This is a genomic window from Bradyrhizobium lablabi (assembly GCF_018129385.1).
Classification (GTDB): domain Bacteria; phylum Pseudomonadota; class Alphaproteobacteria; order Rhizobiales; family Xanthobacteraceae; genus Bradyrhizobium; species Bradyrhizobium lablabi_C.
In genome coordinates this window covers 16420-36799 of record NZ_JAFCLN010000023.1, presented here as the reverse complement: position 1 = coordinate 36799, position 20380 = coordinate 16420, and the positions used below count along the sequence as shown (strand labels likewise).

The 20380-nt window shown below is 64.2% G+C and carries 18 protein-coding genes; 11 read left to right on the top strand and 7 right to left on the bottom strand.

Annotated features, from left to right (window positions below; translation table 11 throughout):
• Positions 1-92 precede the first annotated feature (92 nt).
• The gene (locus JQ628_RS30055) at positions 93-545 is read right to left on the bottom strand and encodes a PaaI family thioesterase (RefSeq protein WP_249128606.1); all 453 of its coding nucleotides are present in this window, start codon (positions 543-545) and stop codon (positions 93-95) included.
• Positions 546-769: 224 nt separating this feature from the next.
• On the opposite strand from JQ628_RS30055, the gene JQ628_RS30050 reads away from it, so the two are divergent.
• On the top strand, positions 770-1210 hold the full coding sequence (locus tag JQ628_RS30050) for a PaaI family thioesterase (protein ID WP_212228899.1): 441 nt from the start codon (positions 770-772) through the stop codon (positions 1208-1210).
• 171 nt (positions 1211-1381) lie between these two features.
• On the opposite strand, the gene pobA is transcribed toward JQ628_RS30050, so the two are convergent.
• Positions 1382-2551: a 4-hydroxybenzoate 3-monooxygenase gene (gene pobA, locus JQ628_RS30045; protein WP_212228897.1), complete on the bottom strand. Its 1170-nt coding sequence runs from the start codon at positions 2549-2551 to the stop codon at positions 1382-1384.
• 263 nt (positions 2552-2814) lie between these two features.
• Here pobA and JQ628_RS30040 point away from each other — a divergent pair, with 263 nt between their 5' ends.
• The 9 genes from JQ628_RS30040 (at position 2815) to JQ628_RS30000 (ending at position 11867) form a co-directional block, all read left to right on the top strand.
• Positions 2815-3831, top strand: a complete 1017-nt coding sequence (locus tag JQ628_RS30040; RefSeq protein ID WP_212228895.1) for a TRAP transporter substrate-binding protein — start codon at positions 2815-2817, stop codon at positions 3829-3831.
• A gap of 231 nt (positions 3832-4062) precedes the next feature.
• Positions 4063-4575, top strand: a complete 513-nt coding sequence (locus JQ628_RS30035) for a TRAP transporter small permease (protein ID WP_212228893.1) — start codon at positions 4063-4065, stop codon at positions 4573-4575.
• Between the two features lie 4 nt (positions 4576-4579).
• Positions 4580-5899: a TRAP transporter large permease gene (locus tag JQ628_RS30030; RefSeq protein ID WP_212228891.1), complete on the top strand. Its 1320-nt coding sequence runs from the start codon at positions 4580-4582 to the stop codon at positions 5897-5899.
• A gap of 64 nt (positions 5900-5963) precedes the next feature.
• Positions 5964-6425 (top strand): DUF3237 domain-containing protein, encoded by a 462-nt coding sequence (locus JQ628_RS30025; protein WP_212228889.1) that lies wholly within the window; start codon positions 5964-5966, stop codon positions 6423-6425.
• A gap of 313 nt (positions 6426-6738) precedes the next feature.
• Positions 6739-7548, top strand: coding sequence for a crotonase/enoyl-CoA hydratase family protein (locus tag JQ628_RS30020; protein ID WP_212229059.1), 810 nt, complete (start codon positions 6739-6741; stop codon positions 7546-7548).
• Positions 7545-9422 carry a feruloyl-CoA synthase gene (locus JQ628_RS30015; protein ID WP_212228887.1) on the top strand — a complete coding sequence of 626 codons (1878 nt, stop codon included), beginning with the start codon at positions 7545-7547 and terminating at the stop codon, positions 9420-9422. The genes JQ628_RS30020 and JQ628_RS30015 overlap by 4 nt, the downstream gene beginning before the upstream one ends.
• Before the next feature lie 24 nt (positions 9423-9446).
• On the top strand, positions 9447-10208 hold the full coding sequence (locus tag JQ628_RS30010; protein ID WP_212228885.1) for an SDR family NAD(P)-dependent oxidoreductase: 762 nt from the start codon (positions 9447-9449) through the stop codon (positions 10206-10208).
• A gap of 9 nt (positions 10209-10217) precedes the next feature.
• On the top strand, positions 10218-10637 hold the full coding sequence (locus JQ628_RS30005) for an acyl-CoA thioesterase (protein WP_212228883.1): 420 nt from the start codon (positions 10218-10220) through the stop codon (positions 10635-10637).
• A 75-nt stretch (positions 10638-10712) separates the two neighbouring features.
• Positions 10713-11867 carry an ABC transporter substrate-binding protein gene (locus tag JQ628_RS30000; protein WP_212228881.1) on the top strand — a complete coding sequence of 385 codons (1155 nt, stop codon included), beginning with the start codon at positions 10713-10715 and terminating at the stop codon, positions 11865-11867.
• Positions 11868-12331: 464 nt separating this feature from the next.
• Here the strand turns inward: JQ628_RS30000 and JQ628_RS29995 are convergent, their stop codons facing one another.
• From JQ628_RS29995 to JQ628_RS29985, 3 genes are read right to left on the bottom strand one after another with little or no spacing between them, the layout of a single operon-like run.
• Entirely contained in the window at positions 12332-13063 is a 732-nt protein-coding gene (locus JQ628_RS29995) for an ABC transporter ATP-binding protein (protein WP_212228879.1), read from the bottom strand.
• Entirely contained in the window at positions 13060-14829 is a 1770-nt protein-coding gene (locus tag JQ628_RS29990) for a branched-chain amino acid ABC transporter ATP-binding protein/permease (protein WP_212228877.1), read from the bottom strand. The genes JQ628_RS29995 and JQ628_RS29990 overlap by 4 nt, the downstream gene beginning before the upstream one ends.
• 3 nt (positions 14830-14832) lie before the next feature.
• Positions 14833-15873 carry a branched-chain amino acid ABC transporter permease gene (locus JQ628_RS29985; RefSeq protein WP_212228875.1) on the bottom strand — a complete coding sequence of 347 codons (1041 nt, stop codon included), beginning with the start codon at positions 15871-15873 and terminating at the stop codon, positions 14833-14835.
• A 164-nt stretch (positions 15874-16037) separates the two neighbouring features.
• Here JQ628_RS29985 and JQ628_RS29980 point away from each other — a divergent pair, with 164 nt between their 5' ends.
• On the top strand, positions 16038-16562 hold the full coding sequence (locus JQ628_RS29980; protein ID WP_212228873.1) for a MarR family winged helix-turn-helix transcriptional regulator: 525 nt from the start codon (positions 16038-16040) through the stop codon (positions 16560-16562).
• Positions 16563-16691: 129 nt separating this feature from the next.
• On the opposite strand, the gene JQ628_RS29975 is transcribed toward JQ628_RS29980, so the two are convergent.
• Both JQ628_RS29975 and JQ628_RS29970 read right to left on the bottom strand, forming a co-directional pair.
• Positions 16692-18842: a sensor domain-containing protein gene (locus JQ628_RS29975; protein ID WP_212228871.1), complete on the bottom strand. Its 2151-nt coding sequence runs from the start codon at positions 18840-18842 to the stop codon at positions 16692-16694.
• Positions 18843-19010: 168 nt separating this feature from the next.
• Complete coding sequence (locus JQ628_RS29970; RefSeq protein ID WP_212228869.1) at positions 19011-20294, bottom strand: glycerate kinase type-2 family protein; 1284 nt, start codon at positions 20292-20294, stop codon at positions 19011-19013.
• Between the last annotated feature and the right edge of the window lie 86 nt (positions 20295-20380).

The window sequence follows — 20380 nt, the reverse complement described above, 5'->3', positions numbered from 1 at the left end:
GGGCCTGTCCCGGCCATCCACGTCTTGCTTTCGCACGGCGAGAAAGACGTGGATGCCCGGGACAAGCCCGGGCATGACGATGGATAGGGGCCTCAGCTCACCGCCTCCTTCTTCGGCACCACGCGGAACGTGCCGTTGGCGCGCGCTATCACGACGCCGTCGGCCTTGATCAGGCTCTGTGCAAAACAGATCGTGCTGCCGGTCTTGATCACCTCGGGCTCAATCGAGAGCCATTGCCCGATACTCGCGCTGCCGATGAAATCGACTGACAGATTGACCGTCACCAGCGACTTGCCGGTGTCCCATCCCATGGCCTGCGCGCAGCTGTAGCCCATCGCGTTGTCCGAGAGGGCAGCGATCAGCCCGCCATGGATGAGCCCGCGGGAATTGGTGTGCGCCTTCGCAAGCCGCAGCCCCATATGCACGGCCTTGTCGAGAAACCTGGAATAGAGCGGCTCCCACGGATCGGTGACGGGGCTTTTCTTGAAGTGCGGTTCGAAGCCGGCGGGGATACCGGTGGAGAGCAAAGCGTCGGTCAGCGTCATGCGAACCTCGGATCGTTACGTCGTGCCAGCGCATTCAACGCGAAGTTTGTGACGGCTGCACCGCCTACAAAGTTTTAAACGTTCTTGCAGCGCCTGTTTGAAGCGGCCGCCATTGAATGCAGCGCGAAGCCGATCGAGGATGTCGCGAGATCATTTGCGGTCGTCCTCGCGGAGGACGGCGCAAGTGCAGCGGCTTGGTCGAATGAGACGGGGGAGGCGAGTCCATGGATGCGCAGGACCGGCTGAGCAGGGCCGAGATCGACGCCTTTTCCGCGGGGCTGGAATTCGTGCGGGAGTACGCCATCCGCATGGTTTCGATCGAACCTGGTGAGGTGACGATCGAACTGCCGTTCGACAAGCGCCTCTCCGGCCCGCCCGGGCAGTTTCCGGCGTCCATCGTCGGCATGGCCGGCGACGTCGCGGCGGTCATCTCCTGCTTGTCGCTGCTGCCGCGCGGCTGGGCGCTCGCCACGATCGATTTCACCGTGAAGATGACCGGCGCCGCCAGGGGCGAACGGCTGCGCGCCAAGGGCCGCGTGCTACAGGCCGGGCGCACCAACTCGGTCGGCGCGGCCGACATCTATACCGTTTCCGGCGAGGAAGAGACGCTGTGTGGGACGGTGCTCGCCACCACCCGCAATTTCCAGATCAAGCCGGAGGCATAGGCCTCCGTCACGCTCTGAGACGACGAGCTATTGAAATCGTCATTGCGAGCGAAGCGACGCAATCCAGCTTTCTTCGCCGCGGCAACGAAGCTGGATTGCTTCGTCGCTCGAGCGCAAAATTGCTTCGCAATTTTGTCGCGGGCTCCTCGCAATGACGGGGAGAGAGCGGGGCTAGAACGGCAGCCCCACATAATTCTCCGACAGCGAAGCCGATGCGGCCTTCGACCCCACCAGATAGTTCAGCTCAGCCAACTGGATCCGCGCGCCGAATTCGCCCTCGTCCGGAAACTTGTGCAGCATCGAGGTCATCCACCAGGAGAAGCGCACCGCCTTCCATACCCGGCTCAAGGCCTTCGCCGAATAGCCGTCGATCCCTGCGGATGACTTCTCGTCGTAATATTCGCGCAACGCGCCGGAGAGGTAATGCACGTCGCTGGCCGCGAGATTCAATCCCTTGGCCCCGGTCGGCGGCACGATATGGGCGGCGTCACCCGCCAGGAACATGCGGCCGAACCGCATCGGCTCGGCGACGAAGCTGCGCAGCGGCGCGATGCTCTTTTCGATCGAGGGACCGGTGACGAGATTGTCCACCGCCTTCCGGTCGATCCGCTGCTTCAACTCGTCCCAGAACCGCTCGTCCGGCCAGTTCCTGATGTCGTCGTCGAGCGGGCATTGCAGGTAATAGCGGCTGCGGGTGTGCGAGCGCATGGTGCAGAGCGCAAAGCCGCGCGCGTGGTTGACATAGATCAGCTCCGGCGAGACCGGCGGCGTCTCCGACAAAATGCCGAGCCAGCCGAACGGATAGACCCGCTCAAAGGTCTGGATCGCCGATGGCTTGACACTGGCCCGGCTGACGCCATGAAAGCCGTCGCAGCCGGCGATGAAATCGCAGGCGATCTCGTGGGTGACGCCGTCTTTCACGTAGGTCACGCGCGGGCGGTCGGTATCGAAATCGAGTGGCGTGACATCGGCGGCCTGATAGACCGAGATCTGCCCCGAAGCCTTCCGCGCGTTCATCAAATCGAGCGTCACCTCGGTCTGGCCGTAGATCATTACGGTCTTGCCGGTCGCCCCGTGCATGTCGATGCGATGCCGCGCGCCGCCGAAGGCGAGTTCCACGCCATGATGCACCAGCCCCTCGCGACGGGCGCGGGCGCCTGCGCCGACCTTGTCGAGCAGCGACACGGTGCCTTCCTCCAGCAGCCCCGCGCGGATGCGGCCAAGCACATACTCGCCCGTCTGGCGCTCGAGAATGATGTTGTCGATGCCGTAAAGATGCAGTAGTTGCCCTAGCAACAATCCGGCCGGACCGGCACCGATGATGACGACTTGTGTCCGCAATGCGCGTTTCCTTGTGTGGCGGTGGTTCGCCCGTCGAAATGTCGCAGGCTTGTAATGATGATTACATCATATAACAATCGGCACAAAGGGTGAGGCCGTCCAGTCTTTTTCACTTCCGCGTCGCAGCAAGTCTGCGCGGCGGATGTATCGCAGATGGAGGCTGGCCACACCCGGCTTGAAAAGACATGCCGATTATATAACATGTTAACTAACGAGAGGCCGGGCGGCCAACGCCCGCTCCACAATCAAGGGAGACGACGTCCATGAGGAAAACGTTCCTGGCGCTGCTGCTCGCCGCCAGCGTCACGCCTGCGATGGCGCAGGAAAAAACCTTCGACCTGAAAATCTCGCACTGGGTGCCGGCGTCGCATCCCCTGCAAAAGTCGCTGGAAGATTGGGCAGCCGCGGTCGAGAAGGATTCCGGCGGCACCATCAAGTCGAAGGTGTTTCCGGCCCAGCAGCTCGGCAAGGCGTTCGACCATTACGACATGGCGCGCGACGGCATTGCCGACGTCACCTACGTCAATCCCGGCTACCAGCCCGGCCGCTTCCCGATCATCGGCGCGGGCGAGATGCCCTTCCTGATGTCGGACGCCAAGGGCGGCTCGATGGGCCTCGACGAGTGGTATCGCAAATATGCCGAGAAGGAGATGAAGGACGTCAAGTTCTGCCTCGCCTTCGTGCATTCGCCGTCGTCGTTCCATTCGCGGACCAAGAAGATCGTGGTTCCCGAGGACATCAAGGGCATGAAGATCCGCCCGGCGCACGCCACCATGGCCAACTTCGTCACATCGCTTGGCGGCACCAATGTGCAGTCCTCGGCGCCTGAAGTGCGCGACATCATCGAGCGCGGCGTCGCCGATGCCGTCACCTTCCCCTGGGGTTCGCTGCTGCTGTTCGGCATCGACAAGGTGACGAAATACGACATGGAGGCGCCGCTCTACACCACGACCTTCGCCTTCGTGATCAACAAGGACAAGTACAACGCGATGTCCGACAAGCAGAAGAAGGCGATCGACAACAATTGCAACACGGAAGCTGCCGGCCGCGTCGGCGAGCACTGGGGCAAGATGGAGGACGCCGGCATCGCCAAGATCAAGGCCGAATCCAGCCACGAGGTCTACAAGCTCACGCCCGAGCAGATCGCGCTGTGGAAGAAGGCGTCCGAGCCGCTGGTCAAGACCTGGGGCGAGGGCGTCAAGAAGACCGGTGTCGATCCCGACCCGGCGATGGCCGACCTGCGCGCGGCGCTCAAGAAGCACAACGCGCTGGCGGAGTAAGGGACGCACCGCTGCTTCGTCCCCCTCTCCCGCTCTTGTGGGGGAGGCAGAGGCGGCCTACGGCCGCCGTACTTGAGTAAGAGCGGGGTGGGGGTGTCGCCGCGAGTCAGACTGCCCGCGTGGATAGAGCCCCCACCCGGCGCTACGCGCCGACCTCCCCCGCAAGCGGGAGAGGTTAAACCGAATCCCGAGCCATACCGATTCAACTCACCGCTACAGGAATTCCCCAACATGTCTCGCGCGTGGATGGACCGGTTCATCGACACCATCGAATGGATCGCGGCGGCCTTTGTCGGCATCGTCGCGCTCAACATCTTCCTGGCGGTGATCCTGCGCAACACGCTCAGCTACAACATTCCCGATTCCTTCGACATCGGCCGCATGCTGCTCGGCATCCTGATCTTCTGGGGCATTGCCGCCACCTCCTATCGCGGTGGCCACATCACCGTTGATCTCGTCTGGGCCAATGTCGGCCCGCGCTACAAGCGCATGATCGACGTGTTCGCCACCCTGGTGCTGCTGTTCGTGGTGGCGGTGCAGACCTGGACCTTGTTCGACAAGGTGCGCGGCACCTACAACGACAACGTGCTCACCTTCGACATGCACATGCCGACCTGGCCGTTCTTTGCGCTGGCCTGGGCGGGCGATTTCGCCGCCGTGTTGCTGATCGCGATCCGCACCTATCGCCTGATCTTCCACCCCGAGGAGATGCAGGAAGAACCCAAAGTGAAGGCCGTGGAGTAGGGCGATGAGCACCGACGCGGTCGCGGTTATCGGATTTGTCGCGCTGTTTGCCTTGATGCTGCTGCGCGTGCCCGTCGGCATGGCGATGGGCCTCGTCGGCGTCTGCGGTTTCGGCTACCTCACCGGCTTCACCCCGGCGCTGAAACTGGTCGGCCAGACCTCGATGCGCACGGTGACCGACTACACCTTCGGCGTCATCCCGATGTTTTTGCTGATGGGCACTTTCGTGTCCAATTCCGGCATGAGCCGCGAGCTGTTCCGCGCTGCCAACGGATTTGTCGGCCATCTTAGAGGCGGCCTCGGCATTGCCACCGTCGGCGCCTGCGGCGGCTTCGCCGCGATCTGCGGCTCGTCGGTTGCGACCGCCGCGACCTTCTCCGCGGTGGCCTATCCGGAAATGCGCCGCTTCGGCTATCCGCAGTCCTTTGCGACCGGCGTGATCGCGGCCGGCGGCACGCTGGGCGCCATGCTGCCGCCGTCTACGGTACTTGCGGTCTACGGCATTATCACCGAGCAGGACATCGGAAAGCTTTTCATTGCTGGCATCATTCCAGGCCTGCTCGCGATGAGCATGTACATGCTCACCATCGCGCTGATCGGCTGGTACAAGCCCGACTTTCTGCCACGCGGCACGCCGCTGCCCTGGCGCGAGCGCTTTGCGGGCCTCAAGAGCATCTGGGCGCCGGTGCTGCTGTTCATCTTCGTCATCGGCGGCCTCTATGGTTTGCCGTTCCTGCCGCGCTTTACGCCGACCGAAGCCGGCGGCGTCGGCGCGTCAGGCGCATTCCTGATCGGCGTGCTCACCGGCCGTCTCGACAAGGAAAAGATCCTGGCCTCGCTGCTACAGGCCACCCGTACCGCAGCCGCCGTCTTCACCGTGCTGATCGGCGCGCTGATTTTCGGCTACTTCCTGACGGTGACGCAGACCCCGCAAAAGGTCACCGAGCTGCTCACCGGTCTTGGCCTCGGGCCCTACGGCATCCTCGCGCTGATCATGGTGATGTACCTCGTGCTCGGCTGCCTGATGGACGCGATGGCGATGATCATCCTCACCGTGCCGATCATCTTTCCCGTCATCATGCATCTCGGCTTCGACCCGATCTGGTTCGGCGTCATCATCGTCATGACGGTCGAACTCGGCCTGATCCATCCGCCGGTCGGCATGAATGTCTTCGTCATCAAGAGCGTGGTGAAGGATGTCTCGTTCACCACCATCTTCCGCGGCGTGATCCCGTTCGTGGTGACCGACCTGATCCGCCTGGTGATCCTGATCGCCTTCCCGATGCTGGCCTTGTGGCTGCCGGCGCGCATGATGGCGCATTGAGCATGATCCCGAAAAGTGGGAACCGGTTTTCGGGCAAGATCATGCTCACACTTTAGGACTCGTCATGTCGCCGCAGATCGAAACGAAATACGTCTTCACGATCACCGCCCGCATCGCCGAGGTGACCACCGCCGGCGACATCGGCCACGGCGTCCGCCGCATCATCCCGATCATCGGCGGCGAGGTGAGGGGCGAGAAGGTCAACGGCAAGGTGCTGCCGTTCGGCGCCGATTTCCAGATCATCCGCCCCAACGAGCTGATCGATTTAGAGGCCAAATACGCCTTCGAGACCGACGACGGCGCGATCGTCTATGTCGAGAACAAGGGCATCCGCTTCGGCCCGGTCGACCTCCTGCAAAGGCTCAGGCGCGGCGAGCCGGTCGATCCAAAGCTGATCTATTTCCGCACCGTGCCGAAGTTCGAGACCGGCGCCGAGAAATACCGCTGGCTGATGGAATACATTTTTGTCGCGTCCGCCGCTCGCCACGCCGATCGCGTCGTCATCGACGTGCATCAGGTGTTGTGAGTTCTCGTGTCCCGGACGCGGTGCAGCGCTCTTCGCGCTGCTCCGCAGAGCCGGGACCTAGTGCCACACGCATGGATACCGGACGCAGTGCACCACGCCGCAAACGCGGCGCGCTGCACTGCGTCCGGGGAACGAGCCGCTGGTGTGTTCTCCATCGTCATTTGCGAGCGAAGCGAAGCAATCCAGGGCCACGCGTGCAGCTCTGGATTGCTTCGTCGCTTCGCTCCTCGCAATGACGACATTTGAGAGGGTCCCCTTATTGACTCCCTCCCTATTCGTTATAAAACATAACTATTCTGATCAGGAAGCAATAATACCCATGGGAAACGCCGTCCCTGCCGCCAGCGCAGGCCAATCCGAACTGTTGAAGGTCGAGCAAAAAGGCGCGGTGCTGAGCGTGGGGCTCAACCGTCCGGCCAAGCGCAATGCGCTCAATGACGGCATCATCCTGGCGATCGGCGATTGCTTTGCAAACCTCCCCGACGGTATCGGGGCGGTGGTCATCCACGGCCTCGGCGATCATTTTTCTTCCGGCCTCGACCTGTCCGAACTGACCGAGCAGGACGCCACCGAAGGCTTGCGTCATTCGCAGATGTGGCACCGCGTGTTCGATCGCATCCAGTACAGCCGCGTGCCGGTGATCGCCGCGCTGAAGGGCGCGGTGATCGGGGGCGGGCTGGAGCTCGCCTGCGCCGCGCATATCCGCGTCGCCGAGCCTAGCGCCTATTTCGCACTGCCCGAGGGCCAGCGTGGTATCTTCGTCGGCGGCGGCGGATCGGTGCGGCTGCCGCGCCTGATCGGCGTGCCGCGAATGGTGGACATGATGCTGACCGGCCGGGTCTACACCGCCACCGAGGGTTCGTCCTACGGTTTCTCGCAGTACCTCACCGAGGCCGGCGGCGCGCTGCCGAAGGCGATGGAGCTGGCCGAACGCGTCGCGGCCAATGCGCCGCTGACCAATTTCGCGGTGTTGCAGGCGCTGCCGATGATCGCGGAGGCTAATCCGCAGACCGGCCTGTTGATGGAATCGCTGATGGCGACGGTGGCGCAGAGCGACAAGGAAGCCAAGCAGCGCATCCGCGCCTTCCTCGACCGCAAGACCGCCAAGGTGAAGCCGACATGAGCGCGAGGCCAAACACGGTCGACAAGGGCGGCAGCGCGCATCCGTTGCGCGCGATCTCGTTCGGCGATCCCGCCGTCAATGTCGAGCGTCGCGACGACGGCACCATCTATCTGCGCCCGAAGCAGCCGCTCGCGGATTATCCCGTCCGTCTCACCGATCGCCTGCATCATTGGGCGAAGGCCGAACCGGGCCGCGTGTTCATGGCCGAGCGCAACGCCGCCGGCGGTTGGCGCGAAATCACTTACGCGCAATTGCTCGACTCCAGCCGGCGCATCGCCTCCGCGCTGCTCGCGCGCGGACTTTCGGCGGAACGGCCGATCGTCATTCTCTCCGGCAATTCGATCGATCACGCGCTGATCGCGTTCGGCGCGCTCTATGCGGGCATCCCGTTCTGCCCGGTCTCGCCGGCCTATTCGCTGATATCGAAGGACCATGGCAAGCTCGGCTTCGTCATCAAGCTGCTGACGCCGGGCCTCGTCTTCGTCGACGACGCCAACAAATTCGCCGATGCGCTGGCCGCCAATATTCCCCAGGACACCGAGATCGCGGCGTCGCGCGGCAGCCTGCCCGGGCGCGACGTGACGAAACTGTCGGACCTCATGGCGGCGGGCGACCATCCGCGCCTCGACGCCGCGCATGAGGCGATCGGCCCGGATACGATCGCCAAATTCCTGCTCACCTCGGGTTCGACCGGCAATCCAAAGGCCGTCATCAACACCCAGCGCATGATCTGCGCCAATCAGGTGATGCTGCGCGAGACGCTGGCCTTCCTGAAGGATGAGCCGCCCGTGATCGTCGACTGGCTGCCGTGGAATCACACCTTTGGCGGCAACCACAATGTCGGGCTGACGCTGTTCAACGGCGGCTCGATGTATCTCGACGAGGGCAAGCCGATGCCCGGCGGCATCGAGCAGACCGTGAGAAACCTGCGCGAGATATCCCCAACGGTCTATTTCAATGTGCCCAAGGGCTATGAATCGCTGCTGCCTTACCTGCGCGACGACAACGCGCTGCGGGCAAAATTCTTTGGCCGGCTGCACGCGATGTTTTTTTCCGGTGCGGCACTCTCACCCTACATCTGGAACAGCCTCGATGAACTCGCGGTTGCCGAAACCGGCTTCCGCGTGCCGATGCTGACCGGGCTCGGCGCCACCGAAACCTCGCCGTTTTTCATGTCGGTCCGCCCCGACACCAGCCGTTCCGGCCACGTCGGCTTGCCCGTTTCGGGCAACGACGCAAAGCTCTTGCCGAACAACGGCAAGATCGAGGTCCGCGCCAGGGGGCCGAACGTCACGCCGGGCTACTGGCGCCAGCCGGAATTGACCGCCGCTGCCTTCGACGAGGAGGGTTTTTACAAGTTCGGCGATGCCTTGAAGCCCGCCAATCCCGACGATTTCGATGCCGGCTTCGATTTCGACGGCCGCATCGCGGAAGATTTCAAGCTCGCCAGCGGCACCTGGGTCAGCGTCGGCCCGTTGCGGGCGCGCTTCGTTGCGGCCTGCGCGCCGCTGGTGCGTGATGTCGTCATCGCCGGCATCAACCGCGATGAGCTCTCGGCGCTGGTCGTGCTCGATCTCGACGGTTGCCGCCTGGTCAATCCGGCGCTTGCGTCTGACAATATCGGGACCGCCGCGGCCGATCCGCAGGTTCGCGCCGCCTTCCGCGAGCGCTTCGCCAAATTCCTCGCTACCGCCACCGGCTCCTCGACCCGCATCACCCGCGCCGTGCTGCTCGATACGCCACTGTCGATCGATCGCGGCGAAGTCACCGACAAGGGCTCGATCAACCAGCGTGCGGTGCTAGAGCATCGCGCCGCCTTGATTGAAACGATCTACGCACCGGTGCCCTCGGCGCAAATCATCGCGCTGAACTGAACGGGATTTTTGGGAGAGAGAACCATGCAGTTGAAGGATCAAGCGGCCATCGTCACCGGCGGGGCATCGGGGCTCGGGGCGGCGACTGCGCGGCGGCTGGCGGCGCAGGGCGCCAAGGTCGCCGTGTGCGATCTCAATGGCAAGCTGGCCGAGACTGTCGCCGCCGAAATCGGCGGCGTTGCCATCGTCTGTGACGTTGCCGATGCCGCCTCGGCGGAAGCCGCGGTGGTGCAGGCGGCAAAGGCCCACGGCCCCGCGCGTGTGCTGGTGAATTGCGCCGGCATCGGCGTCGCCAAGCGCGTGATCGGCCGCGAAGGACCGATGGGCCTTGCCGACTTCAACAAGGTGATCCAGGTCAACCTCATCGGTACCTTCAACATGCTGCGGCTCGCGACCGCGGGCATGTCGAAGCTCGAGCCGCTTGCGACCGGCGAGCGTGGCGTCGTGATCAACACCGCCTCCGTTGCCGCCTATGACGGGCAGATCGGGCAAGCCGCCTATTCGGCATCCAAGGGCGGCATCGTCGCCATGACGCTGCCGATCGCACGTGAGCTTGCGCAGTTCGGCATCCGCGTGCTCACCATCGCGCCGGGCCTGTTCCTGACGCCGTTGCTCGCCGGCCTGCCGCAGGAAGCGCAGGACTCGCTCGCCGCCTCGATCCCGTTCCCGCACCGGCTCGGCCAGGCCGACGAATTCGCCTCGCTCGCCCTGCACATGGTCGACAATCCCTATCTGAACGGCGAAGTGGTGCGGCTCGATGCCGCGCTCCGCATGGCGCCGCGCTGAGGTACAGGCATGTTCGTCCATCGGCGCGGCGTGCAGATCCAGTGGGGCGATTGCGACCCCGCCAACATCGTCTACTACCCGCGCTATTTTGCGATGTTCGACGATTCCACGTCGATCATGTTCGAGGCGGCCGGCTATTCCAAGCAGGACCTCGTCCACAAATACGGGCTGGTCGGCATTCCCATGGTCGATACGCGGGCAAAATTCTACATCCCCTCGACCCATGGCGACTGGATCACCATCGAGAGCCGGATCGAAAGCTTCAAGCGCTCGAGTTTTGAGGTCACGCACAAGGTGCTCAAGGACGAAGCCTTGGCGATCGAAGCGTGGGAGACGCGTGTGCTGGTCGGCCGTCATCCTGACGATCCCGACAAGCTGAAATCGGCGCCGATGCCGCCGGAGATTGTTGAGAAATTCATGCGGGGCTGACCCGCATGACCTAAAGAAGGGGCTGAAAGAGCCTGCATTTTTTGATTGAACGATAAAACACCAAGGGAGGAATGAATGAGGAAGACCCTTCTGTCGGCCGTCGCGCTGATGGCCCTGGCCGTGCCGGGATCGCAAGCGTTCGCACAGGCCAATGAGATTGTCATCGGCATCACCGTCACCACCACGGGCCCGGCCGCGGCGCTTGGCATTCCCGAGCGCAACTCGCTCGAATTCGTCGCCAAGGAAATCGGCGGCGTGCCGCTCAAGATCATCACGCTCGATGACGGCGGCGATCCGACCAATGCCACCAACAATGCGCGGCGTTTCGTGACGGAGTCCAAGGCCGACATCATCATGGGTTCGTCGACCACGCCCCCGACGGTTGCGGTGTCGAACGTCGCCAACGAAGCCGGCATCCCGCACTTTGGCCTGGCGCCGTTCCCGATCACGCCGGAGCGCGCAAAATGGTCGGTATCGATGCCGCAGCCGATTCCGATCATGGGCAAGGTGATCTACGAGCACATGAAGAAGAACAATGTCAAAACCGTCGGCTATATCGGCTATTCCGATTCCTACGGCGATCTCTGGTTCAACGACTTCAAGGCGCAGGGCGTGCCGATGGGCATGACCGTGGCCACCGAGGAGCGCTTTGCCCGTCCGGATACGTCGGTCGCAGGCCAGGTGCTGAAACTGATCGCCGCCAATCCCGACGCGATCCTCATCGGCGCCTCCGGCACCGCCGCGGCGCTGCCGCAGACCACGCTGCGCGAGCGCGGCTACAAGGGCCTGATCTACCAGACCCACGGCGCCGCCAGCATGGACTTTATCCGTATCGCCGGTCCGGCGGCGGAGGGCGTGTTCATGGCCTCAGGTCCCGTGATGGATCCCGAGGACCAGCCCGACAGCGCGCTGACCAAGAAGCCGGGCCTCGCGCTCAACAAGGCCTATGAAGCCAAGCACGGCGCCAACAGCCGCAGCCAGTTCGCCGGCCATTCCTACGACGCCTTCCTGGTGCTGGAACGCGTCATCCCGGTTGCGCTCAAGAAGGGCAAACCGGGCACGCCGGAATTCCGCGAAGCCATCCGCCAGGCGCTGATGACCGAACGCGACATCGCCGCCAGCCAGGGCGTCTACAACTTCACCGAAAAGGACCGCTACGGCCTCGACGACCGCTCGCGCATCCTGCTGACCGTGAAGAACGGAAAGTACGTGATGGTGAAGAGCGACTAGTTGCCGAGTATGCGTAGGGTGGGCAAAGCGAAGCGTGCCCACCAACTCTGCTCGATGCGACGAAGGTGGTGGGCACGGCGCAAGAGCGCCTTTGCCCACCCTACGCCTTTAGTTTGGTTTGCAGACCCCCGGTTAATATTGCACCCATGGAAACGGTCATTGGCGTTGCAATAGTTTGTGCGTGGCTAGTGTGCGCTTTGACCCTCATTAGGATGGTCGTGGCGACGATTAGACATGGCGAAAACCTTCGCCTCGGGCGGTTTCTAGGCGGCTCTTTCCTATTGGCGGCCTACAATCGCAACAGTTTTCAGGTATTCGTGGGCGCGTTCGTAATCGCGATAGCGCTAGCAGTCGTGTTCAATGCGTTATTTTGGGCCATTGAACCGTAAGGCTGGAGGAGGATCGCTTCGTATCGTTAGATCCGAAGCGGAGTCGGGTGACAGTCCATCGCCGTCAGCGGTGTTTCAGATGGCACTCTCGCCCTCGCGCGCGAATCCGAGATAGCTCGCAGCCACGCGCTGGTTGGTCGCGATCTCGCTGGCCGGGCCGCTCAGCACGAACTCGCCGAGCTCCATCACATAGGCGCGGTCGGCGATCTTCAGCGCGGCCTGTGCGTTCTGCTCCACCAGCAGCACCGAGACGCCTGCGGCGCGCAGTTCGCCGATGGTGCGAAAAATGTCGGCGACGATGATCGGCGCGAGACCAAGGCTCGGCTCGTCGAGCATCAGAAGCCGCGGTGCGCCCATCAGCGCGCGGCCCATCGCCAGCATCTGCTGCTCGCCGCCGGAGAGCGTGCCGGCCAATTGCTTGCGCCGCTCCTTCAGGCGCGGAAACAGCGTGTAGACGCGTTCGAAGGATTGCGCGACCGCCGCCTTTGCCGTCCGGAAGGCGCCGAGCTGGAGGTTGTCCTCGACATTCATGGTGGCGAACAGCTCGCGATGCTCCGGCACCAGGCTGAGGCCCGCGGCGACGCGATCCTCGATATCGAGCAGCGCCATGTCCGCGCCGGCAAAGGCCGTCAGGCCCTTCAGCGGCAGGACGCCCATGATGGCATTGAGCAGCGTGGTCTTGCCGGCGCCGTTGGCGCCGATGATGGTGACGATCTCGTTGTCGCCGACCTCGAGCGAGACACCGCGCACCGCCTCGACCTTGCCATAGGCGATATGCACGTCGCTGACCTGCAACAGCGCGCTCATGCGCTCACTCCGAGATAGGCCTTGATCACGTCGGGATTGCTCTTGATCGCGTCCGGCACGCCTTCGGCGATCTTGGTGCCGAAGTCGAGCACCACAACGCGGTCGGCGAGATCCATCACAAATCCCATGTCGTGCTCGACCAGCAGCACCGACATGCCGCCGTCGCGGAGCTGGCGCAGCAATGCGGCGAGACGCTGCTTCTCCATGTGCCGCAGGCCGGCGGCCGGCTCGTCGAGCAGCAGCAGCACCGGATCGGCGCAGAGGGCACGCGCGATCTCGACGATGCGCTGCTGGCCGAGCGAGAGCGAGCCCGCGAGCTGGTCGATCTGATCGCCGAGGCCGACGCGCTCGATCTGGCGTGCGGCTTCCGCGAGCAGTCGTGCTTCATCTGATCGGTCGAGCCGGAGCATGCTAGAGACCGCGCCGGAAGACCCGCGCAGATGCGCGCCGATCGCGACGTTCTCCAGCACGGTCATATCGGGCACCAGCTTGACGTGCTGAAAAGTCCTGCTGACGCCGAGCTTGACGACTTCCTGCGGCGGCGCGTTGTCGATGTTTTGGTCGAGCACCGAGATGCTGCCGCCGGTCGCGGTCAGCACGCCCGTGATCAAATTGAACGTCGTGCTCTTGCCGGCGCCGTTGGGGCCGATCAGCGCCACGATCTCGCGCGCCTGCACGTCGAAGCTGACGTCGTTGACCGCGATCACGCCGCCGAACTGCTTGCGCGCTTTCTCGATGTGCAACAGCACTGAGGGCGCCGTCGCCAAGCGCTCGCGCGCCGGCAGGGTCGGCGCCGTGTCGGGATGCTTGCGGCTGAGTCTGAACGGCAATCGGGACATCAGCCAGGGCCACACGCCGGTCGGCGCCAATTGCAGCAGCACCACCAGCAACATGCCGAACACGATGGTCTCGAGCTGGCTCTGGCCGCCGAAGATGAGGGGCAGATAGCTCTGCAATATCTCCTTGAGGATCACGACGATGCCGGCGCCCAGCACCGCGCCCCAGACGTAGCCGGCGCCGCCGACGACGGCGATGAAGAGATATTCGATGCCGGCCTGCGCGCCGAACGGCGTCGGCGTGGCCGCGCGCTGGAAATGCGCATAGAGCCACCCGGAGAGCCCGGCGAGAACAGCGGCATAGATGAACACGAGAAGCTTGGCGCGCGGTGTCTGCACGCCAAACGCCTCCGCCGCGATATGCCCGCGGCGCAGCGCGCGGATGGCGCGGCCGGTGCGGGAGTCCAGCAGGTTCATGGTCAGCACAGCCGAGATCAGCACCGCGAGCCAGATCGCGTAATAGATCGTGCCGGGGTCGAGCATCCTGAACGTGCCGATCGACAGCGGCGGGATGCCGGAGATGCCGTCATTGCGGCCCAGAAATTCCAGCTTGCTGAAGAGATAATAGAGCCCGATGCCCCAGGCGATGGTGCCGAGCGGCAGATAGTGGCCGGACAGCCGCACCGTGATGATGCCGAGGATCACGGCGGCGATGCCGCTGACCAGCAGCGAGAGCGGCAGCGTGACCCACGGCGAAAAGCCGTAGCTCACCGTCAGCACGGCGGTGGTGTAGGCGCCAAAGCCGCAAAACGCCGCCTGGCCGAACGAGGTGAGGCCGCCGACGCCGGTGAGCAGCACCAGCCCCATCGCCACCAAAGCGGCGAGGCCGATATTGTCGAGCAGCACGATCCAGAACGGCGGCATGCCCGGGATCAGCGGGATGACAGCCATGACGAGTGCAAAGACGAGGAGGGGCCAGCGGTTGGTCATGCGTCAGTCCTTCTCCTCCTCGACCTCGGGCGCCGCAAGCGATCGCAGCACCAGAACGGGGATGATCAGGAAGAAGACGATGACCTCCTTGAAGTTCGAGGCATAGAACGAGGAGAACGCTTCCACCGTGCCGACGATCAGCGCCGCGACGGCCGTGAGCGGATAGCTGACGAGGCCGCCGATGATGGCGGCGATAAAGCCCTTGAGGCCGATCAGGAAGCCGGTGTCGTAATAGAGCGTGGTGATCGGCACGATCAGGATGCCCGAGATCGCGCCGATCACGGCGGCGAGCAGGAAGGCGATTTGGCCCGACAGCGTGGTGCGGATGCCGACAAGGCGCGCGCCGAGCCGGTTGATCGCGGTGGCGCGCAACGCCTTGCCCATCAGCGTGGTGCCGAAGAACAGCCACAGCGCGACCATGAAGGCGATGGTGACGCCGTAGACTGCGATGTTCTGGCCGGTGAAGCGCAGCGGCCCGACGGTGAACGCCGCCGTCGAGAGCGCAGGTCCCCGCAGGCCTTCGGCGCCGAAGAACACGAGGCCGAGACCTTGCAGCGCCAGATGGCAGCCGACGGATGCGATCAGCAGAACCAGCACGGAAGTGTGCGCCAGCGGCTGGAAGGCGATGCGGTAGAGCGACAGCCCGATGGTGGCGACGATCAGCAGCGCCAGCACGAGATTGACGGCGATCGGCGTCTTCGCGCTGGCGAGCGAATACGTCAGCGCCAGGATGGCCAGCGGCAGGGCGATGTTGATCGCGACGGTGCGTCCGATCTTCTTCACATGCAGCGCGCGGCGCATCGCGAACAGGTCAAGGCCGCAGGCGACGACGCCCATCGCAACCGCGAGCCACACCGTGCCGGGCACGTTGCCGGTCGCCAGCATCGCATAGCTCAGCGCGCCATAGGTGACGAATTCGCCCTGCGGAATCAGGATGACGCGGGTGACCGCGAATACCAGCACCAGCGCAAGGCCCAGCAGCGCGTAGATCGCGCCATTGGTGATGCCGTCCTGGATCAGGAACAGCATGATCGTCGTATTCAAAACCGGCGCTCCCCCTCACGCGTCGAACCGATCGCAACCTTCAGGCGGCGATCTCGGCGGTTGAAAGCCGCCGGAATTTGATATAGTGGATAACAATTATCGAATATAATCGCAAGGCCGGCCGGCGCCCGGCCCATTTCTAGCGGGATTGCGAGCTTCGAGCGATGACTGTTTCCAAGACCGCTACCCTGGATGCCGCCAAGCCGCCCCGGCCGGCGCGCAAGGACGGGGCGGACGGCGCGGGCGAGGGCGGCGGCCCCTTGCAGATGGGCGAACTGGCCGAGCTGCTCGGCTATTCGCTCAAGCGCGCGCAGCTCAAGGTGTTCGAGGATTTCCTGCGCTGCGTCGCGCCGCTACAGCTCACGCCGGCGCAGTTTTCCGTCCTCCTGCTGCTCGACAAAAATCCGGGCCGCAACCAGACCGAGATCGCCAATACGCTCGGCATCCTGCGCCCGAATTTCGTCGCGATGCTGGATGGCCTCGAGAGCCGCGACCTCTGCGCGCGGATGCGTTCGACCAACGACCGCCGCTCGCATATCCTGGTGCTGACCGACAAGGGCAGGGCGGTGCTGGCGCGCGCCAAAAAGCTGGTCGCGACCAAGCACGAAGCGCGGCTTGATGAATTGCTCGGTCCCGCGAACCGCCTCGCGCTGCTGGAGATGCTGGCAAAGATCGCGCGGGAATTTTGAGTCACCCTCCGACCTCATCCTGAGGAGCCGCGCATCGCGCGGCGTCTCGAAGGATGGCGGCAACGGGATTGGGGCTCTCATGGTTCGAGACGCGCGAAGACGCGCTCCTCACCATGAGGGTCTGCCCGTTCACGCCACTTGAGGGCGCCCCGGCGCGGCCGGCTTCTCGCGCTTCGGCAGGAACAGCCGCTCGATCTCGCCGACGGGAAGCGGCTTGGAGAACAGATAGCCCTGCATCTCGGTACAGCCTTCGGCCGCGATCCTGGCAAGCTGTTCGGTGGTCTCGACGCCTTCGGCGGTCGCCGCCATGCCCATGCCGTTCGCGAGCGCGGCGACCGCGCGCACGATATAGAGCGAACCGGTGTTTTCGGTGATGTCCTTCACGAACGAGCGGTCGATCTTGATCTTGTCGAACGGAAAGCTCTGCAAATACGTCAGCGAGGAATAGCCGGTGCCGAAATCGTCCATCGCAATGCGGATGCCGAGCGTGCGCAATTGATGAAGCACGGCAAGCGTCGCCTCGCGATCGTGCAGCAGCACGCTCTCGGTGATCTCGATCTCCAGCCGCGTCGGGTGCAGGCCTGAAGCCGCCAGCGCATTGACGATGACGGACGTGAGGCTGGTGCCGCGGAACTGCGCTGCGGAAATGTTGACGGCGACGTGCAGATGCTCCGGCCATTGCGCCGCCGTGAGGCATGCCTGGCGGATGACCCATTCGCCCAGCGGCACGATGAAGCCGATCTCCTCGGCGAGCGGAATGAAGGTCGCGGGCGCGACCTGTCCGCGCTCGGGATGATTCCACCGGATCAGCGCCTCGAAGCCGCTGATCTCGCTGCTCTGAAGATTCACCACCGGCTGGTAATAGAGCTCGAATTCGCCCGCCGGCAGCGCCTTGCGCAGGTCCTGCTCCATGATGCGGCGGGTCTGCATCTGCTCGTCCATTCCCGGCTCGAAGAAATGGAAGGTGCCGCGGCCGTCGGCCTTGGCGCGGTAGAGCGCCAGATCCGCGTTGCGCAGCAGCTTCTCCGGCGTCTCGCCGTCGCCGGGGCTGACCGCGATGCCGATGCTGGTGCCGACGCAGGCCTGATGGCCGTCGATGTCGTAGGGCTCGCACACCCATTCGATGATCTGTTGCGCGAGCGAGGTGGCCTCATTGGGATCGGCGATCGGCGCCTGGACGATAACGAACTCGTCGCCGCCCATCCGCGCGATGGTGTCGGTCTCCCGCACGAGGCCGCGCAGGCGGTCCGCGACGATCTTCAGCAGCTTGTCGCCGGCGTGATGGCCGAATGTGTCGTTCACGGCCTTGAACTGATCGAGGTCGAGATGATGCACCGCCACCATCTGCCGGCCCTGGAAGCGGCCCAACGCCTGCTCCAGCCGCTCGTTGAGCAGCACGCGGTTGGCGAGATCGGTCAGCGAATCGTGGTGCGCCATGTGTTCGATCTTGACCTCGGCCCGGCGCTGCTCGGTGATGTCTTCATGGGTGGCGACCCATCCGTGATCGGGCATCGGCCGGTGGCGGATCTTGAAGGTCCGCCCGTTCATCAGCTCGACGATGCTGTCCTTGGGCTCGTTGGAAACCGCAACATTGGTGCGCCAGCGCAAATATTCCTCGCGCGACATCGCCGGAAAGCTGCCTGCCTCATACCGCAGATCGACGATCTCGGTGAGCGGCGTGCCGGGTCCGACGCGGCCGGGCGGAATGTCGTACATGTCGATGAAGCGGTCGTTGCATACGATCAGCTTGTGGGCGGCGTCGAAGAAGCACAGGCCCTGCGACATATTGTTGATCGCGGTGTCGAACTGGAAGTTGCGGCTCCGCAAGGCCTCTTCCTGCTCTCTGACCAGCTCATATTGCTGCTTGAGGCGGGCGTGCAGCGCTTCGCGCTCGGTAACGTCCTCATGGGTCGCAATCCCGCCGCCATCGGGCATCGGACGAACCGTGTAGGCGATGATGCGGCCGTCGGTGAATTCCTGCACCGTGGTGTCGAGCGCGATGTCGCGCCCGACGCGCTCGCGGATGTAATCTTCCGGCGTCGTCCGGATCTTGAGGCCGAGCTTGAGGCGGTGCCGGATCAGTTCGCTGGTCGGCGTGCCCGGCTTCACCTGTTCGGGGGTGAGTCCGTACATCTGCATGTAGCGCTTGTTGCAGAACAGCACTTCGCGGTTGTGGTCGAAAATGACCACGCCGAGCGACAGGTTGTTGATGGCTTCCTCGAGCAGCCGGCCTGGATCGGCAGGCGCAGAAGCGGTGACAGCTTTCCCGGATTCCGTCATCAGCGTTTCCTCATCCGCGATTCTGGCGGAGCTGCTTCTTCGAGCAGCCGCCGATTAAAGGCCGGATGAGGTGAACGGCGCCCTTGGGCTGCCGCCATTTGCGGCAGTTCCTTGGAACGCCCTCAACAGAAAGTTAATTTTTAGGGGCGAGGCAAGCCGCAGCCGGCGCTAGTCGACCAGGATCGCCCTGATATCGTTGACGTTCGTGAGCGTGGGGCCGGTCTGTAGCAGATCGCCAGTTTGCGAAAAGAAGCCGGTGGCGTCGTTGTTCTCGAGATAGGATCTTGCGTCGAGGCCGAGCGACTTCATCCTGGCAAATGTCGCAGCGTCGATCATGGCTCCCGCAGGATCGCTGGCGCTGCCCGCGCCGCCGTCGGCGCCATCGGTGTCGCCGGCCAGTGCCGCGATGCCGGCTGTATCCTTGAGCAGGTCGGCGAGCGCCAGTGCATATTCCTGGTTCGGGCCGCCACGGCCGTTGCCGCGCACGGTCACCGTCAATTCGCCGCCGGACAGGATGGCCATGCGCTTGCCCTCGCGGCGCGCCTTCAGCGCCATTTTCGCGTGTTCGGCGGCGACATCGCGCGCCTCGCCTTCGAGGTCGGCGCCGAGCGCGATCACCTCATAGCCGGCATCGCTGGCGACTTTCGCCGCGGCTTCCAGCGAGGCCTTCGGCTTTGCGATCAGCTCGAACGTCGTGCGTGCAAAGGCGGCGTCGCCGGGCTTGCAGCTCTCATTCGCGGGGTTGTCGAGTGCGCGGCGAACAGCGTCGTCGACGGTGAGATTGTATTTCGCAACGATGGCGCGCGCGTCGGCCAGCGTGGTCGGATCGGGTACCGTCGGACCGGATGCGATGGCCGAGGGGTCGTCATGCGGCACGTCCGAGATCGCGAGTGTCACGATCCCGGCGGCGCGCTGGCCGGCGCGTGCCAGCCGGCCGCCCTTGATCCGCGACAGATGTTTGCGCACCACGTTCATCTCGCCGATCGGCGCGCCCGAGCGCAGCAGCGCACGGTTCACCTGCTGCTTCTGTGCGAACGACACGCCATCGACGGGAGCGATCCAGTTGGCGGAGCCGCCGCCCGAGATCAGTACCAGCAGGAGATCATCCGACGTCGCTTCCTGCGCCAGCGCCAGCGTATCGGCCGCGCCCTTCAATCCGGCCTCATCCGGCACGGGATGGCCGGCTTCCACCACCCGGATTCGCCGCGTCGGCACGCCATGGCCGTGCCTTGTGGTGGCGATGCCCGAGAGGCGCGACGGCTCCAGCCCAAGCGTGTCGAGATAATGCCGCTCCGCGGCGGCGGCGAGTGCGGCGGCGCCCTTGCCGGCGGCGAGGCAGATCACCCGTCCCTTCGGCACCGGGCGCAAATGCCGGGCCAGCACGACATCGGGATGTGCTTCGGCCACGGCGGCGTCGAAGATCGCGCGCAGGAGAGGGCGTTTGTCGGTCATTGCTGAATCTGGGTTGGAGCGGACAGGAAAACGGTTATCCATCCATTCTGCTCAAAAGAAAACCCCGCGGGAGATCGCCCCGCGGA

What these genes read in the sequence shown, in the direction of transcription:
- JQ628_RS29975 (WP_212228871.1), bottom strand. Translation starts at nt 18,842, where the DNA reads ATGACGGAATCCGGGAAAGCTGTCACCGCTTCTGCGCCTGCCGATCCA.
- JQ628_RS30025 (WP_212228889.1), top strand. Translation starts at nt 5,964, where the DNA reads ATGTCGCCGCAGATCGAAACGAAATACGTCTTCACGATCACCGCCCGC.
- JQ628_RS30005 (WP_212228883.1), top strand. Translation starts at nt 10,218, where the DNA reads ATGTTCGTCCATCGGCGCGGCGTGCAGATCCAGTGGGGCGATTGCGAC.
- JQ628_RS29990 (WP_212228877.1), bottom strand. Translation starts at nt 14,829, where the DNA reads ATGACCAACCGCTGGCCCCTCCTCGTCTTTGCACTCGTCATGGCTGTC.
- JQ628_RS30010 (WP_212228885.1), top strand. Translation starts at nt 9,447, where the DNA reads ATGCAGTTGAAGGATCAAGCGGCCATCGTCACCGGCGGGGCATCGGGG.
- JQ628_RS30040 (WP_212228895.1), top strand. Translation starts at nt 2,815, where the DNA reads ATGAGGAAAACGTTCCTGGCGCTGCTGCTCGCCGCCAGCGTCACGCCT.
- JQ628_RS29970 (WP_212228869.1), bottom strand. Translation starts at nt 20,294, where the DNA reads ATGACCGACAAACGCCCTCTCCTGCGCGCGATCTTCGACGCCGCCGTG.
- JQ628_RS29995 (WP_212228879.1), bottom strand. Translation starts at nt 13,063, where the DNA reads ATGAGCGCGCTGTTGCAGGTCAGCGACGTGCATATCGCCTATGGCAAG.
- JQ628_RS30050 (WP_212228899.1), top strand. Translation starts at nt 770, where the DNA reads ATGGATGCGCAGGACCGGCTGAGCAGGGCCGAGATCGACGCCTTTTCC.
- JQ628_RS30055 (WP_249128606.1), bottom strand. Translation starts at nt 545, where the DNA reads ATGACGCTGACCGACGCTTTGCTCTCCACCGGTATCCCCGCCGGCTTC.
- JQ628_RS30000 (WP_212228881.1), top strand. Translation starts at nt 10,713, where the DNA reads ATGAGGAAGACCCTTCTGTCGGCCGTCGCGCTGATGGCCCTGGCCGTG.
- JQ628_RS30035 (WP_212228893.1), top strand. Translation starts at nt 4,063, where the DNA reads ATGTCTCGCGCGTGGATGGACCGGTTCATCGACACCATCGAATGGATC.
- JQ628_RS29980 (WP_212228873.1), top strand. Translation starts at nt 16,038, where the DNA reads ATGACTGTTTCCAAGACCGCTACCCTGGATGCCGCCAAGCCGCCCCGG.
- JQ628_RS30015 (WP_212228887.1), top strand. Translation starts at nt 7,545, where the DNA reads ATGAGCGCGAGGCCAAACACGGTCGACAAGGGCGGCAGCGCGCATCCG.
- JQ628_RS30030 (WP_212228891.1), top strand. Translation starts at nt 4,580, where the DNA reads ATGAGCACCGACGCGGTCGCGGTTATCGGATTTGTCGCGCTGTTTGCC.